Origin of the sequence: Streptomyces zagrosensis, assembly GCF_014203645.1 — a bacterium.
GTDB lineage: Bacteria > Actinomycetota > Actinomycetes > Streptomycetales > Streptomycetaceae > Streptomyces > Streptomyces zagrosensis.
Map to the genome: position 1 here is coordinate 285,895 of NZ_JACHJL010000008.1, position 15,780 is coordinate 301,674.

General features: G+C 68.8%; 15 protein-coding genes. 7 read left to right on the forward strand and 8 right to left on the reverse strand.

Annotated features, from left to right (window positions below):
• Window positions 1–32 precede the first annotated feature (32 nt).
• From FHS42_RS17680 to FHS42_RS17700, 5 genes are all read left to right on the forward strand, one after another.
• The gene (locus FHS42_RS17680; protein ID WP_184573186.1) at window positions 33–1,031 is read left to right on the forward strand and encodes an STM4015 family protein; all 999 of its coding nucleotides are present in this window, start codon (window positions 33–35) and stop codon (window positions 1,029–1,031) included.
• Window positions 1,012–2,337, forward strand: coding sequence for an STM4014 family protein (locus FHS42_RS17685; RefSeq protein ID WP_184573187.1), 1,326 nt, complete (start codon window positions 1,012–1,014; stop codon window positions 2,335–2,337). Before FHS42_RS17680 ends, FHS42_RS17685 begins: the two co-directional genes overlap by 20 nt.
• A gap of 136 nt (window positions 2,338–2,473) precedes the next feature.
• Entirely contained in the window at window positions 2,474–3,277 is an 804-nt protein-coding gene (locus tag FHS42_RS17690) for an STM4013/SEN3800 family hydrolase (RefSeq protein WP_184573262.1), read from the forward strand.
• The gene (locus tag FHS42_RS17695; RefSeq protein WP_184573188.1) at window positions 3,274–4,668 is read left to right on the forward strand and encodes an STM4012 family radical SAM protein; all 1,395 of its coding nucleotides are present in this window, start codon (window positions 3,274–3,276) and stop codon (window positions 4,666–4,668) included. The genes FHS42_RS17690 and FHS42_RS17695 overlap by 4 nt, the downstream gene beginning before the upstream one ends.
• Before the next feature lie 68 nt (window positions 4,669–4,736).
• Window positions 4,737–5,627, forward strand: a complete 891-nt coding sequence (locus FHS42_RS17700; protein WP_184573263.1) for an STM4011 family radical SAM protein — start codon at window positions 4,737–4,739, stop codon at window positions 5,625–5,627.
• Here FHS42_RS17700 and FHS42_RS17705 read toward each other — a convergent pair.
• From FHS42_RS17705 to FHS42_RS17715, 3 genes are all read right to left on the reverse strand, one after another.
• Window positions 5,617–6,435, reverse strand: a complete 819-nt coding sequence (locus tag FHS42_RS17705) for an SAM-dependent methyltransferase (protein ID WP_184573189.1) — start codon at window positions 6,433–6,435, stop codon at window positions 5,617–5,619. The two genes, FHS42_RS17700 and FHS42_RS17705, sit on opposite strands and share 11 nt — an antisense overlap.
• A 104-nt stretch (window positions 6,436–6,539) precedes the next feature.
• Window positions 6,540–6,776 carry a DUF397 domain-containing protein gene (locus FHS42_RS17710; RefSeq protein WP_184573190.1) on the reverse strand — a complete coding sequence of 79 codons (237 nt, stop codon included), beginning with the start codon at window positions 6,774–6,776 and terminating at the stop codon, window positions 6,540–6,542.
• Window positions 6,777–6,779: 3 nt separating this feature from the next.
• Window positions 6,780–7,646, reverse strand: coding sequence for a Sco1979 family transcriptional regulator (locus FHS42_RS17715; protein ID WP_184573191.1), 867 nt, complete (start codon window positions 7,644–7,646; stop codon window positions 6,780–6,782).
• A 137-nt stretch (window positions 7,647–7,783) separates the two neighbouring features.
• Here FHS42_RS17715 and FHS42_RS17720 point away from each other — a divergent pair, with 137 nt between their 5' ends.
• Window positions 7,784–8,242 carry an ATP-binding protein gene (locus FHS42_RS17720; protein ID WP_312866927.1) on the forward strand — a complete coding sequence of 153 codons (459 nt, stop codon included), beginning with the start codon at window positions 7,784–7,786 and terminating at the stop codon, window positions 8,240–8,242.
• A gap of 311 nt (window positions 8,243–8,553) precedes the next feature.
• Here the strand turns inward: FHS42_RS17720 and FHS42_RS17725 are convergent, their stop codons facing one another.
• Complete coding sequence (locus FHS42_RS17725) at window positions 8,554–9,345, reverse strand: SGNH/GDSL hydrolase family protein (protein WP_184573192.1); 792 nt, start codon at window positions 9,343–9,345, stop codon at window positions 8,554–8,556.
• A 228-nt stretch (window positions 9,346–9,573) separates the two neighbouring features.
• Here FHS42_RS17725 and FHS42_RS17730 point away from each other — a divergent pair, with 228 nt between their 5' ends.
• Window positions 9,574–10,398, forward strand: a complete 825-nt coding sequence (locus FHS42_RS17730) for a tyrosine-protein phosphatase (protein WP_376772615.1) — start codon at window positions 9,574–9,576, stop codon at window positions 10,396–10,398.
• A gap of 59 nt (window positions 10,399–10,457) precedes the next feature.
• On the opposite strand, the gene FHS42_RS17735 is transcribed toward FHS42_RS17730, so the two are convergent.
• From FHS42_RS17735 to shc, 4 genes are all read right to left on the reverse strand, one after another.
• Entirely contained in the window at window positions 10,458–11,855 is a 1,398-nt protein-coding gene (locus FHS42_RS17735; protein WP_184573193.1) for an aspartate aminotransferase family protein, read from the reverse strand.
• Between the two features lie 223 nt (window positions 11,856–12,078).
• Complete coding sequence (hpnH, locus tag FHS42_RS17740; RefSeq protein ID WP_184573194.1) at window positions 12,079–13,098, reverse strand: adenosyl-hopene transferase HpnH; 1,020 nt, start codon at window positions 13,096–13,098, stop codon at window positions 12,079–12,081.
• A 5-nt stretch (window positions 13,099–13,103) separates the two neighbouring features.
• Complete coding sequence (locus FHS42_RS17745) at window positions 13,104–13,832, reverse strand: phosphorylase family protein (RefSeq protein WP_184573195.1); 729 nt, start codon at window positions 13,830–13,832, stop codon at window positions 13,104–13,106.
• Window positions 13,832–15,772, reverse strand: a complete 1,941-nt coding sequence (gene shc, locus FHS42_RS17750; protein ID WP_184573196.1) for a squalene--hopene cyclase — start codon at window positions 15,770–15,772, stop codon at window positions 13,832–13,834. Before shc ends, FHS42_RS17745 begins: the two co-directional genes overlap by 1 nt.
• Between the last annotated feature and the right edge of the window lie 8 nt (window positions 15,773–15,780).

Genomic DNA, 15,780 nt, shown 5'->3' on the forward strand with positions numbered 1-15,780 from the left:
CAATCCCTTCGAAGAAGGCCGGATTTCTCAGCATGATCGATGACACAGACGAGTTCGCACAGCTTCCCGTAACGGACTTCGTCCAGTACCAAACGGTGGTCGAACCGGGCGATGTGCCCGATGTACTGCCGGAAACGTCCACCGTTGCCTGGCGGATCGCATTGGATTACGACTCCGACGCCGAGGACTTCGCCAAGGTCTGGGACCACTTCCTAGACACCGTGGCACCCGAGCAGGTGCGTGCGCTCATCATCGGCAACTGGTGGGGCGACGACCACTACCAGCCCATCCGCCCCGTGCTCGACGTCATCGCCGGTTCCGCGCACCGTCTGCCCGGCCTCCGAGCGCTCTTTCTCGGCGATGTGGACTCCGAGGAGTGCGAGCTGTCCTGGCTGCAAATGTGCGATGTCACCCCGGTTCTTGAAGCGTTTCCGCGGCTGGAGGAGTTCGTGGTGCGCGGGTGTTGTCCCAACTCGGCCGATGAGGAGGAGGGGCTGGCCTGGCGGCCCGTGCGGCATGAGCATCTTCGGGCGCTGCGCTGCGAGTCGGGCGGCTTGTCCAGCTCCATGGTGCGGGCGATCGGCGCCAGCGAACTGCCCCGGCTTGAGCGGCTTGAGCTGTGGATGGGGGTGGTGCACTACGGAGGTGACGCCACCGTCGCCGATCTGGCGCCCTTCTTGGCCGGCACCCGGTTTCCCGCACTGCGCCATCTGGGACTGGAGAACAGCGAGGTGCAGGACGAGATCGCGGCAGCCGTGGCGTCGGCTCCCGTCGTCGCCCAACTCGATTCGCTCAGCCTTGCTCTCGGTACGCTCACGGACGCCGGGGCCGAGGCCCTACTCACCGGCCAGCCGCTCAACCACCTCAGCCGACTCGACCTGCACCATCACTACGTAAGCGATGCCATGGCCCAGCGGATACGTGCGGCGCTGGAGCCAAGCGGTGTGCGCGTTGATCTGTCCGAGCAGGAGGAGGCGGACTTCGGGGATGAGGACGACGAGGTGATCCGCTATGTCGCCGCCTCCGAGTGAGGCCGGCCCGCGCTTCGCGGTCATCGGCGTGCCGGGGGGCCGCCGGGTCACGCTGTTCGCCGACGCGGTACGCGCGGCGGGCCTTGCCCCGCCGCGCGTCGTGAACTGGTCGGATGTGCTGCGCGGAGGGGCCGTCATCCAGCCGGGCGAAACCGTGCGCATCGACTCGCCCGGCGAGGACAGCGCCCTGGAGAGCGCGCTGCGGGGCGTGCGCGATCCGACCCGCGTGGAGGGCACCGCCCGCTGGTACGCGGCGTTCATCAAGGCGACCGAACAGGTGGCGTCGGCGGCACGCACGGCCGGTGCCGATCTTCTGGATGACCCGGCCGAGTTGGCCGTCCTCTTCGACAAACGGCTGTGCCATGGCGTGCTGGACGCGGCGGGAGTCCCGGTGCCGCCGTCGCCGACGTCTGTCCCGCCTTCGGCCACCGTCCGTACCTCGCTCGCCCCGTCCGCCGGCCGGCCGGCGACCGCCGTCCCGGCAACCGGCACACCGGCAGCTGTCCCGCCCCACGGCGCTCCGGGCGCAGCCGCCACGCCCGTGCGGGGCTGGGCCGACGTCCGAGCGCTGCTCGATGGCGAGGGCGGGCTGCGCCGCGCCTTCGTGAAGCTCGCGCACGGCTCGTCCGCCTCCGGCGTGCTGGCCGTCGAGCGGGCCGGGCCAGGCCGGGTGTGTGCGAGGACCTCGGTGGAGCGCACACCCGATGGCCGGCTGTTCAACTCCCTTCGGGTCCGCCGCTACGGCACGGAGGCCGAGGTCGCCGCGCTCGTGGACGCATTGGCTCCGGATGGGCTGCATGTCGAACGCTGGCTGCCGAAGGCCACACAGGACGGCCGTGCCACGGATCTGCGGATCGTGGTCGTCGGCGGACGGGCCACGCACGCCGTCGTCCGCACCAGCCGCTCCCCGATGACCAACTTGCACCTCGGCGGCGTGCGGGGGGACCTGGCCGCCGCCCGCGCTTCGGCGGAGGCTGCCGGGGTGCCCTGGGGTGATGTCCTCGCGCTGGCCGAGCGCGCAGCCCGCTGTTTCCCGGGCACCCTGTGCGTCGGCGTGGACGTGCTACCCAGCACGGGCTGGCGGCGGTTCACCGTGGGCGAGGTCAACGCCTTCGGCGATCTGCTGCCGCGGTTGACCGGCCTGCCCGGCAGCGGCGCAGCGGGCCTGGACACCTATGGGGCACAGGTCGCCGCCGTCATCGACGGAGCCGTCGGCAGATTCATCGACGGGGCCATCGACGGAGCCATCGACGGAGTTACCGACAGAGTTACCGACAGAGGGGGCCGCCACCATGCCGCCGCGTAACGCCGCCGACCACGTGCCGGGCACGTACGCCGATGCCCTGGCGGGTCCGACCGAGCAGCCAAGCCCCGGGTGCCCCGGGCCCAGTTGGTCGGGGCCCACGAGCCACGACCGGGCGCCGCATCTGGTCGAGCCGGACATGAACACCGTCATAGGCAGCCACGATCTGCTCCTGGTCACACTGGACACACTGCGCTACGACGTCGCGGCCGAGCTGACCGCTAACGGTCGGCTACCGCATCTCGCGCAGCACCTTCCGGCGGGACAGTGGGAGCGCCGGCATGCCCCTGGGAGCTTCACCTACGCCTCTCACCAGGCCATGTTCGCCGGCTTTCTGCCCACCCCCGCCGCGCCGGGCCCGCATCCGCGACTGTTCGCGGCGCGGTTCGCGGGCAGTGAGACCACGGCGGACGGTACGTATGTCTTCGACACCCCGGACCTGGTGTCCGGTCTCGCCGCCGCCGGGTACCGCACGGTGTGCGTCGGCGGTGTCGGGTTCTTCAACAAGCGCGGCGCGCTTGGCGCCGTGCTGCCAGGGCTCTTCCAGGTGAGCCACTGGGAGCCGGAGTTCGGCGTCGTTTCGCCGACCTCGTTTGAGGCACAGGTGGCCTGCGCCGAGCGGGCCGTCGCCCAAACGCCGGCGGACCAACGCTTGTTCCTCTTTGTCAACGTGTCCGCGCTGCATCAGCCCAACTGGTTCCATCTGGCAGGCGCCACGCGTGACACCGGCGACTCATGGGCCACGCACGCCGCCGCGCTGGAGTACGTCGATCGGCACATCGGCCGCCTGCTGGCCGCCGCGAGCAGCCGCCGCCGCTGCTTCGCCATCATCTGCTCCGATCACGGAACGGCCTACGGCGACGACGGCTACACCGGCCACCGGCTCGGCCACGACGTCGTTTGGACCGTGCCGTACACCCACTTCTTCCTTGAGGGCCCATGACCAACAGCACCACCACCGCGTTCACGCCAGCACGCACCACCGAACCGACCGACGCACCCGACCTCCGCACCCCGTATCGGAGTTACGTCTACGCCTATCCCCACAAGACCGCCTACGACGAGCTCACGTCCCGCCCCACACTGCGCGACCTCTGGGCGGACGAGGACCGCAGCGCGCTCTCGCTCTACGCCCACATACCGTTCTGCGAGGTGCGGTGCGGCTTCTGTAACCTCTTCACCCGCATCGGCGCGCCCGAAGACCTCGCCACCAACTACCTCGACGCGCTGGAGCGGCAGGCACGAGCCGTACGGGAAGCACTCGGGGACGATGACGCACCGCACTTCGCGACCGTGGCCTTCGGCGGCGGCACGCCGACGTATCTGAGGGCTGCCGAGCTCACCCGGTTGTGCGATATCGCCGAGCAGCAGATGGGCGCCGATCTGCGGGCCGTTCCGCTGTCGGTCGAAGCCTCACCGGCGACGGCGACCGCCGACCGACTCGCGGTGCTGGCCGAGCGGGGCACGACCCGACTCAGCCTGGGGGTGCAGAGCTTCGTTGACGCCGAGGCGCGTGCCACCGTACGCCCGCAGCGCCGTGCCGATGTGGAGGTTGCGCTCGGTCGCATACGGGACGCCAGGATTCCGGTCCTCAACATCGATTTGATCTACGGCATCGACGGCCAGACCGAACAGTCGTGGCAACAGTCGCTCGATGCCGCGCTGGCCTGGCAACCCGAGGAGGTGTACCTGTATCCGCTGTACATACGCCCGTTGACGGGGTTGGGACGCAGCAGCGGTACCGGTGCCGACCCGCAGTGGGATGCTCAGCGGCTGCGGCTGTACTGGCACGGCCGCGATGCGCTGCTCGCCAGCGGCTACGAGCAGACGTCCATGCGGATGTTCCGCCGCAGAGGGGCGCCCGCGGCCGACACCGATGACTACGCATGCCAGCGCGACGGCATGATCGGTCTGGGCTGTGGCGCCCGTTCGTACACCTCGCGCCTGCACTACTCCTTCGACTACGCCGTGGGCATGCGGAAGATTCGGAGCATCATTGACGCCTATGTCGCCAGCCCTGCCGATGCGTTCACGCGCGCTGAATACGGCCGTTGGCTTGATGGTGGCGAGCGGCGCCGCCGGCATCTTTTGCAGTCCGTGCTCCAGGCCGATGGGATGCCCATCGCCGACTACCGGAAGCGGTTCGGCACCGAGCCGGCCGACGACTTCCCGAGCGAACTGGCCCTGTTCGCCGAACGCGGCTGGCTCGATGAGCAGGCAGGGCCGACCCAACTAAGGTTGTCTGCCGAGGGGTTGGCGCACTCCGACGCGCTGGGTCCGCTGCTGTTCTCCCCACAAGTGCAGGCCGCCATGGACGCGCACGAGGACAAGTGAGCGAAATCGATGTACGAAGCGATCCGATGCCCATCGAGGCGGCCGAACCCGAGGGCGGACCGGCGCCCATGGACCTGACCCTCCTGTACCGCGGGCCGCTCGCTTCTTGCGACTACGCCTGTCCGTACTGCCCCTTCGCCAAGCAGCGGGACTCCCGCGAGCAGTTGCGCGCCGATCGAGCGGCGCTGGAGCGTTTCACCAACTGGGCCGCATCGCGTACCGAGGATCGGCTTTCTGTCCTGTTCACACCGTGGGGCGAGGGGCTGGTCCGCTCGTGGTATCGGCGCGCTCTCACCGAGTTGAGCCACCTGCCGCACATCCAGCGGGTCGCGATCCAGACCAATCTGAGCTGGCGCACCGACTGGCTCGGCGCGGCGGACCTGGACACGCTGGCCCTGTGGTGCACGTACCACCCGGGCCAGACGCCCTACGAGCGGTTCGTGACTAAATGTGGCGAACTTGCCGCGCGAGGCGTGCGGTTCAGCGTCGGCATCGTGGGACTACCGGAACATCTGGCTCCGGCGCGGCGACTGCGGGCCGCTTTGCCCCAGAAGGTCTATCTGTGGGTGAACGCGGCCGAAGGCCACACCTACGGTGATGCCGAGGCCGCCGAGTGGTCCGGGATCGACCCGTTGTTCGGCTACAGCCGCCACCCGCACCGAAGCGCCGGTCTCCCCTGCCGGACCGGCGCTTCGGTAGTTTCGGTGGACGGCGACGGCACGGTGCGCCGCTGTCATTTTGTGCGGGACGAGTTGGGCAATCTGTACGACGGGTCGTATCGGGCGGCGCTGCGTCCGCGCCCGTGCCCGCTCACCGTCTGCGACTGCCACATCGGCTACGTCCATCTGGAGACGTTGCCGCTGTACGACGTGTTCGCCGGTGGTGTCCTGGAGCGGATACCGGCGAGCCCGCGCGCGGCGGTGCCGCTTCGACTCGGTCCGGCTCGGTTTACCTCTTGATCCCCACCCCTCCGTAGAAGGCGACCCGGTGGCTTTCCGCCGCATCGGCGACGGGCCCGTCCGGGCGCCACAGCGGCGCCTGGACGACGCCCGGCTCCAGCAGTTCGAAGCCCGCGAACAGGGCCTCGACGGCGGCCTGATCGCGCAGGTTGAGGGTGGCGGTGGCGGCCTTGTAGACCTCGCTCGCGTCGCCTCCGCCGTCGCCGTGGAAGTCGGTTGTGCCGTGGGTGAGGACGAGATAGCTGCCTGCGGGCAGGGCATCGCGCAGCGTGCCGACGATCCCGGCCGGGTCTTCTTCGTCCTTGATGAAGTGCAGGACGGCGACCAGTAGCACGGCCACCGGCTGATCGAAGTCGATGAGGCTGCGGATCTCGGGGTGGTCGAGTATGGTCCGCGGCTGTCTGGCGTCGGCCAGCACGAATGCGGTGCCGGTGGTGTTGGTCAGCTTCGCCCCGGCATGCGTGGCCACTATGGGGTCGTTGTCCACGTACGCCACCCGCACATCGGGAGCGATCTCCCGCGCCGCCTCGTGGGTGTTGGGCGAGGTGGGTATGCCGGTGCCGATGTCGATGATCTGCCGTACGCCCTGGCGCACCACATGCCGTACGGCGCGCAACAGCAACTGCCGGTTGGCGCGGGCGCTGGGGCGGGCCTCGGCGGCCATCTCGATGACGCGCTCGGCGGCCTCGCGATCGACCTCGTAGTTGTCTCTGCCGCCGAGGTAGTAGTCGTACATCCGGGCCGGGTGCGGCTTGCTTGTGTCAATCGCCCCGACCGGAAAGCCCTGCTCAGCCACGCCGTTCTCCATCCGCTGCCTGTGCTGCTGCTACTACTGCCGCTACTGCCGCCACTGCCGCTTCGCGCTGCCGTCCGTGCCCCGTGCCGAAAGCCGTGCCGGGCGCCGGGTCGTCTTCACATGACCAGGAAGTCGGCGTCACCGGCCTTCGCCCCCTGGATGAATCGCGCGATCTCGTTGTGGCTGTAGATCAGGGCCGGGCCGTCCGGGTCCGTGGACTGGCGCAGCGCTATCCTGCCGTCGCTCAGCCGCATGGCCTCCACACAGCTCCCCCCGTTGCCGCCGCTCCAGGGCTTGTGCCATCCCTCGGTGCCGAGGTCGGCAGCGGGCATGCCGTTGTAGATGCGACCCATGGTTCAGATCTCCTTGCGAATGTCACCGAGGATCGCCTCGGTGGACTGTGCTGGCGCGGCCTGCGCGCACATCCGGTCCAGGGCCTCCAGGAACGTTGACACGTCATCGCGCTGGTCGAAGTAGACGGCGCCGACAAGGCTCTCCGAGTACGCAATATCGGGAAGTTCAGGGATCGGGAACCGGAAGATGTGGAAGGGGCCGTACATCGCCGGGTGCGGACCGGCGTCAAACGGCATCACCTGAAGGCGAACGTTGGGCATGGCGGTGGCGTCGATGAGGTGGGTGAGCTGGTCGCGCATCACACCGGGCTGGCCGATTGGCCGCCGCAGCACCGTCTCGTCCATCACGACCCACAGCAGCGGTGGGTTCTCGCGAGTGAGGAGCGCCTGCCGCTGCGCGCGTAGCGCGACTTGGCGGTCGATCTCCTCCTCGGCTGCGTGCGGCATGCCGGCGCGCAGCACGGCGCGCGCATAGCCCTCGGTCTGCAACAGGCCGGGGACGTAGTGCGGTTCGTAGGCGCGGATCAGGTTCGCCTCGACCTCAAGGCTGACGAAGGCGCTGAACCAATCGGGCAGCACATCGCGGAACCGGTGCCACCAGCCGGGCTGATTCGCCTCCCTGGCCAGGGAGAGAAAGCCATCGACCTCTTTCGGGTCGGTCACCCCGTAGGTGGTCAACAGCTTCTCGACGTACGGGATCTTCAGGCCGACCTCGGCCTTCTCCATCCTGCGGATCGTGGCGTGGGTGACATCGAGCGCGCGTCCGGCCTGCTCGTAGCTGAGCCCGGCTTTTTCTCTAAGGTCCTGTAGGCGTCTGCCAAGCACCACCCGCAAGACGGTCGGGGCGCCTCCCGACCGTACGTCCGCCACTGCAGTGCTCCTTCTCAACGCCGTCACGAAGACGCAGTCTGTCATGTGCTCAGCTCACCGAACAGACTGCTCTTACGATTCTGCAATTTACAGATTGAAGCTTGCCATCCGTTGCCGACGGCCCGCATAGTTACGGCGTGGCCACTTCATCTGACGGTCTCTGGTTAGGACGCCACGGCGGCGCCGTCGCCCAACGTCTTCAGGACGCGTTCCATCTGCCGGCACTCAGTACCTCCGTCGCTGAAGCACGCAAGCGGGTACTGGCCCGGTTGGGCGATTGGGGCGCCCGAGATGAGCTGCGGGACGACGCACAGTTGGTCGTCTCCGAGCTGTTCACCAACGCGGTACGGCATACGAGCAGCGAGAAAGTCCGCTGCGAACTGCGGGTCTACCCGGACCGGCTGCGGGTCGAGGTCGCGGACCAGGGGTGCGGGCTAGCCGCGCTGCGGGCCTGCGAAGGCAGCTGGGAACAAGAGGGCGGGCGCGGGCTGATGCTCGTAGAAGCACTGTCCGATTCCTGGGGCGTGCGCCCTCGGGAGGGCGGGCGGGGCCGCGCGGTCTGGGCCTATCTGCCAACTGCGGGCCTACCGATGTAGTCAGCTGTCGTCAGAAGCAATCGATACAGCCCAGCGCACCCAGCGGCGCACCCATGCGCCACCGCCCTCGCGCCCGCTCTCGACGCCGCCTGAACCTCACCCCATGCGACGCCACCTCGGCCACGGGTGGCTCGACCGGTTCGACCGGCCCGCCGTCTGCGGCCACCGCAGGCCCGGCCAACACCCGGGCCTGGTCGCCACCCCCACTGCGTAACCTCCTCGGCCAACTCCCGGGCCCAGCCGCCGCCCCCACTGCGTGCTCTGCCCGAGCAGCGCACCAGCCGCCCGCCGCCGCGGGGCTCCCCATACCGCTACAGCGGCAACAGGTCCGGCCGCTTGGGTTCCACATGGTCACCGGATGACTCACCACGTAGCCGGCGGCCGATCCAGGGCACCAGGTGCTCACGTGCCCAGTGGATGTTGTCGCGGCGAACAGCCGCCGCGGGGCGCTGCGCCACGGGGGGCCACGGCTGATCGGGGTCGGCGCACACCTCAAGGCCGAGGACCTGCGCGGCACGCAGGGCGACCCGGGTGTGGCCATCGGGCGACAGATGCAGCCGGTCCGTGCCCCAGGCGCGCCGGTCCTGAATGGACCGCAGCGACCACAGGTCGAGCACCGGGCAGTCATAGCGGTCGGCGATGGCGCGAACGTGCGCCGTGTACGTGGCGATCTTGCCGCGCAGATGACGCAGCACCGGCATGCCACGCGTATCGAATCCGGTGCACACCAGCACGGTGCCCACCGAAGCGGTGAGGTCGGCGACGGCCGCCTCGTAACGGGCGGCGACATCGTCCGGATCGCTGCCAGGTCGCAGGATGTCATTGCCACCCGCGCAGAAGGTCACCAGTTCGGGACCGAGCTCAAGCACCCGGGGGACCTGCTCCTCAACGATCTGGTCGAGGAGTCGGCCGCGGACGGCGAGGTTGGCGTATCGGAAGTCGTGCTCGGCGCGTTGGTCGGACAGCAGCACGGCGAGCCGGTCGGCCCATCCCACGAAGGCCCCATCGGGCCCGGGGTCGCCGACGCCCTCGGTGAAGCTGTCCCCCACGGCTGCGAACGACTCGAACGCGTCACTGTTGTTTCTCTTCGAATCGGCTGCCACGTCAGGACATCCTCCTCTTCGAGAAGTGACTTACGCCATCGTAACCAGGGCTTGACCTGGGGTGATCTATCCCACTGGAAGGCTTGGGTAAAGACGGAATAAGTCATCGTGCCCACGATGGCACGGGGCAGCACGGCGGCGGAGATTGTTCTACGCACCCATACCGTAGGGTCAGAACCATCGCCTCTCGTCGGCCCCACCAGCCGCACCAACACCGAGGAGCAGCCCGTGACGCAGCAGATGCCTCAGGTCTCACCCGTCACTCCGGAGCGCGTGGAGCCGTCTTTGACCGGGGTCAGGAACTTCCGGGACGTGGGCGGTCTGCCGACGCTCGACGGTCGGCGGGTACGGCACGGCGTGCTGTTCCGCAGCGGCCACCTCGCGCATGCGACCGCCGACGACGTGGACTACCTCACCTCGCTGGGCCTCCACACCGTCTTCGACTTCCGTAACTCCGCCGATATCGCGGTGGAAGGCCCCGATGTCGCGCTCCCTGGAGTACGGAACGTCAATGTGCCGCTGACCGACCCCGCTGAGGGCGTCGAATTCTGGTCCATGGTGCGTAACGGCGGCATCGAGCAGCTTCGCGCCGCGCTCGCCGATGGCCAGGCCGCCGCCCGGATGGTCACCTCGTACCGCACGATGATCACCACCCGCACCACCGAGCACGCCCGGGTGTTGACGGCGCTCGCCGACGACAACGTGCCGGCGCTGATGCACTGCGCGGCGGGCAAGGACCGCGCCGGTCTGTCGATCGCCATCACACTGCTCGCCATCGGCGTCACGCCGGAGGCGATCGAGAGCGACTACCTGGAGTCAGGGGCTGCCCACCGTCGCTACCAGGTGCGGCGACACAGCGAGTCCGCCGAAGCCATGTCGCCGGAGGTGCTGGAGTTGATCAACCCCCTCTTCGACGCGCACACCAGTTATCTGGCAGCGGCCTTCGAGGCGATTGAGGCGACCTGGGGCGACCCGGAGCGCTACCTCGCCGATGGCCTCGGTCTCGCCCCCGAGCAGCGCGACCGACTGCGCACCAGGCTGCTAACGGACTGAGCCCCGCGCCGGACGTCATGGGCCGGCTCGCGCCGATGTGCGCGAGCCGGCGCCCGCACTCATCTGTTGGCGACGGCCTGTTTCACGAGGGTCTTGCCGAAATCCCACAGCAGGCCGCCGCCATCATGTGCGTCGTCCATGACGGCGGTGAACGCGGACACAAAACGGTCTACCTCCGGCTCGCCGATGATCAGCGGCGGAATGAGCTTGATGACCTCCAGATGGTCACCGGAGACCTGGGTGAGAATGCGGTGCCTGTGCAGCAGCGGCGCCACCACCAGCTGGGCGAACAGTCCCTTCCTGGCCGCCTGGAGCATCGTCCAGCGGCTGCGCAGCCCAAGCGAGGTGGGTTTGCCGAACTCGATGCCGACCATCAGTCCCCGGCCGCGCACCTCGTGCAGCAGTTCATAGCGCGGTACGAGCGCGGCAAGCCGCTCCCGCAGCAGATCGCCGGTGTGCCGAGCACGGGCCACGATTCCCTCGTCCTCCATGACCGCGAGGGTGGCGAGGCCGGCGGCCATGGCCTGGGCGTTGGAGCCGAAGCTCGCCGAGTGCACTAGGACCCGGTCCATGGACGAATAGACCCGCTTGAAGATCCAGTCCTTGCCGAGGGTCGCGCCGATCGGCACATAGCCGCCGGACAGCGCCTTGGCCACACACACCAGGTCGGGTTCGACACCGCCCTCATGCTGGTAGGCGAAGAAGTCTCCGGTACGGCCAAGGCCCGTCTGCACCTCGTCGGCGATCAACAGCGCCTTGTGCCGCCGCAACAGGTCCTGCGCGGCGCGCAGATAGCCGGGCGGGGCCGCGTGTACGCCCTTGCCCTGGATCGGCTCGACGACCAGGGCCGCCACGTCACCGCGTCGCAACTCCCGCTCCAGCGCGCCCAGATCCCCGAGCGGAACCGCCGTGTCCGGCAGCAGTGGTGCGAAGCCGTCGCGGAAGCCGTCCTCGCCGTTGACCGACAGTGCGCCCGTGGTCAGGCCGTGGAAGGCGTGTGTGCAGTAGAGCACGCGTGGCTTGCGGGTGGCGTAACGGGCGAACTTCAGCGCGGTTTCCACCGCCTCGGTACCGCTGTTTCCGAAGAACACCCGGTCCAGGTGTGGCGCATGCGCGAGGAGCCGCTCGGCCAGCAGCCCGGGCAGCGGCTGACAGTCGAAGCGGGTGAGGTCGGGGAGGTTCGCGTCCAGCACATCGTGCAGCGCCTTGCGTACGACGGGGTGGTGGCGCCCCAGGCCCATCACTCCGAAGCCGGCGAGCATGTCCAGGTAGTCCTGGCCATCGGCGTCCCAGAAGTAGGCGCCCTCGGCCCGCTCGTAGACCTTGTCGAAGCCGATGGTGTGCAGCATGCGCGGCAGTTGATGGTTGAGATACCGGGCGTGCAGCTCATAGCCTTCCGCCCCGCGCTGCGTAAGAAGTCTGCCGAGGTCGAAGCCCGTCGATTCGGCCACCGTCATGCCGCTGCCCCTTCGTGAGTACGTCGCTTGCGCTGCTGTCCCCCACGTGCCGGCCCACCCGGACGGCCCCTGGGCGGTCAGCCCGCCTGGCCTTGGGCCGCGCTGGTCACCCCCGGCCCGACCCACCGGCCGGAGCGCGGGGTGCCGGTTCTCCTGGCCGGAGCGCAGGGCCGGACACCCCGCGAAGGGGGGCGTCCGGCACCGCGAACGGCGCTAGCCGTGGTTAACCGCCTGACACCGTTTCCCGCACCGCGCGCAGCGACTCCTTCAGGGAGCCCATGGTGGCGAGCACGGCCGTCGGCTCGTATCCGCAGTGCGCCATGCAGTTGTCGCAGCGCGGGTCCTTGCCCCGGCCGTACTTGTCCCAGTCGGTCTCCTCCACCAATTCCCGGTAGGTGGGCACATATCCGTCGCTCATCAAATAGCAGGGCCGCTGCCAACCGAAGAGCGAGTAGTTGGGAATGCCCCACGCCGTGCACGGAAAGTCGGTCTTGCCCTCAAGGAAATCCAAGAAGAGCGGGCTGTGGTTGAGCCGCCAGCGACGGCGGTTGCCACCGGCGAACGCCTTGCGGAACAACTCCCTGGTCTGCTCGACGCCCAGGAAGTGGTCCTGGTCCGGTGCCTTCTCGTACGCATAGGCGGGGGAGATCATCATCTCGTCCACCTGAAGATCATCGTTGAGGTAGTTGAGTACCTCGATGATGGTTTGCGGGGTGTCGGTTTGGAAGAAGGTGGAATTGGTGGTGACGCGGAAGCCGCGCCGCTTGGCCTCCTTGATGGCCTCCACCGCCTCGTCAAACACTCCCTCCTTGGCGACCGACTCGTCGTGCCGCTCCCGCAGGCCGTCGATGTGTACGGCAAAGGCGAAATAGGGCGACGGCCGGAACTTATGGATTTTCTTGCGCAGCAACACCGCGTTGGTGCACAAGAACACGTACTTCTTCCTGGCCGTCAACTGCCGCACGATTTCATCGATCTGCGGGTGCATCAGGGGCTCGCCGCCCGCGATGGACACCATGGGGGCACCCGATTCGAGCACCGCGCCCACCGCTTGTGCTACTGGCATCCGCTGCTTCAGCACCCCGGCCGGGTGCTGGATCTTTCCGCACCCCTCACAGGCGAGGTTGCAGGCGTACAGCGGTTCAAGCTCCACGATCAGCGGGAACTTCTCTCGCCGCCTGATCACTTTCTGTTCGAAGAGATACGTCCCGACCCGGATGGTCTGACGAAGCGGCATGGCCATCTAGCTCACCTCCTGGAGAGCGGTAAAGAACGGTGCCATTGGCAAAAAGCGGGGAGGATCGAGCGCAGCACCCGAAAGGCGGTTATCCCACCCCGCAAGGTTCCCATGCGGACAAGCTCATGCTCTGGAGCGTCCACGACCACCCGCACGGCCGCGACCGGACGCGGGCCCGCGCTGATGGCGCAGCGCAAGGTGGCCGCGGACTCCATGTCTACCGCGACGGCGCCCGTCGCCCGCAGTTGGGCCCGCTCGACGCCCCGTACCACGTGGTCGGAGCCCGCCACCGGGCCGATATGGACGGTCGGCGCCGCGCCGCGGGCGCCCCGGGGGAGTTCTCGAAGCGCCTTGGCGAGTACCTCGGTGCCCGTGCACTCGGTGCTGCCCTCCCGGTCGCGGGTCTGATCGGCGACGATCAGGTCACCTGGGTGCATGCCGGGGGCGAGGCCGGCACAGAAGCCGGTGGCGATGACGGCGGCCGGGCCCGGGCTGTGCCCTCGGGCGTCGGCGGCACCCACTTTCGGTGCGCGGCCGTGCGGCGGCTCGGCGTCCGTGGCCAGGATGCGAGCCATCGACCGCTCGGCCGTTCGCGGGCCCATCCCCGTGCGCAGCAGCACCATGGGGCCCGCGGCGGCGCTTCGATCGCCGCCGCGCAGCGCGAGCCGCTCAATGCCGAGCGCGCAGACCACCAGCAGCGGCGAAGCCGCGCCGTGGTTCCTGGTGGAACGGTCCGGCATCAGACGCCCTGCCGTTCCACCCCGAACGGTTCCGCACGGACATAGCGGCCGAGTGCGGTGATCGGGAAGACCATCCGGTACAGGTGGTAATTGATGGAGAAGTCCCAGGGGAAGCCGGTGCCGGTGAAGTAGGGCTCGTCCCAACTTCCGTCCGGGCACTGGGTATCGGCCAGCCAGGTGACCCCGCGTCGTACTGCCTCGCTCTCCCGCTCGCCGGCCGCGAGCAGGGCGAGCAGGGCCCAGGCGGTCTGTGAGGCGGTCGATACGCCCCGCCCCGCCCACTGACGGTCCCGGTAGGAGCGCTGGTCCTCGCCCCAGCCGCCGTCCTCGTTTTGCACGCTCTCCAGCCAGCTCACAGCGCGCCGGATGGCCGGGTTCGAGACGGGAATGCCGGAGAGGACGAGCGCGGGCACCACGGACCCGGTGCCGTACAGGTAGTTGGTGCCCCAGCGGCCGAGCCACGGGCCGCTGGGCTCCTGCTCGGACAGCAGCCAGTCGATGCCACGCTGGGTGCGCGGGTCGTTCCGCTCACCCAGGGCGACGAGCATCTCCACCACATGCGCGGTGACATCGGCCGATGGCGGGTCGATGACCTCGCCGAAGTCGCAGAACGGGAGCCGGTTGGGGAAGGGGCTCATGTTGTCCGCGTCGAACGCGCCCCAGGCCCCGTTGCGGGACTGCATGCCCAAGTTCCACTCGGCGCCACGCTGGATCGCCCAGTCCACCCGCTTCGGATCGGGGTGGGTAACCCGGCGCAGGGCGAGCACCACTTCGGCGGTGTCGTCGATATCGGGGTAGTTCTCGTTGTGGAACTCAAACGCCCAGCCACCCGGGCGCACCTCCGGTCGGCGCACCGACCAGTCGCCCGGCTTGAGGATCTGCTCGTCGAGCATCCAGTCCACGGCGCGCACCAGGGCGGGGTGGTCGGCGGGCAGACCCGCGTCGGCGAGCGCGATGGTGGCCAGGCAGGTGTCCCACACCGGCGACTGACACGCCTCGACCATCCGCACCGGGTCGCCGTTCTCGTCCTTGCGCCAGACTGCGAATCGTTCGAGCGAAGCGAGCCCGGCACGCAGCACCGGATGCTCCAGGTCGTAACCGAGGAGGTGCAGGGCGATCACTGAGTACACGGCGGGTGGCTGAATGCCGCCCCAGCAGCCGTCGTTCTCCTGCCGCTCGATGATCCATCTCGCGCAGGAGCGGATGGCGGAGCGGCGCACCGAGCGAAGGGTGACCTTGCGGTACGCGTGCAGGGCCCGGTCCAGCCGTTGGAAGGCGCCGTCCCACGTGGTGGCGGGGGCCAGCGGGCGCGCTGGGTTGGGCCGGCGCGGGTCGATGTGCAGCTCGTCCAGGGCAAAGGACGCGGGGCGCACCGGGCGCTTGGCGGACACGATCGTCAGCGGCACGATGGTCTGCCGGGCCCAGCAGCCGAAGTCGTAAATGTTGAGCGGCACCCACTTGGGCAGATAGATCAACTCAGGTGGCAACTCGGGCAGATCATCCCAACTCCACCAGCCGAATAACGCCAGCCAGATGCGGGTGAAAACGCGGCTTGAGGCGATGCCACCCGCGCCGCGCACCCAGGCGGACGCGGCGGCCATGTGCGGCGCGTCGGGCTCGTCACCGGCGAGCCGAAGCCCGACGTACGCCTCGATGGTGGCGGAGATCTCGGGCGGGCCACCGTGGAAGGTGGGCCAGGTGCCGTCTGGGCGCTGCTGGGAGCGAATGTGGCGGGCGGCTGCCGCTGTGGTCTCGGGATCGCTGATACCGAGGAACTGACGGAGCAGGAGGTCTTCGGCGTCCATGGTGACGTTGGTCTCCAGGTCGCCTTTCCACCACCCTGCCTCGTCCTGGAGCGCCAGCAGGTTGTCAACGGCCCGGGCCGTCGCCTGCTGGGCCGCCGTTAAGGTCGTGGACGATTCGACGGCTGTCGCTGTCATGGCTTCCC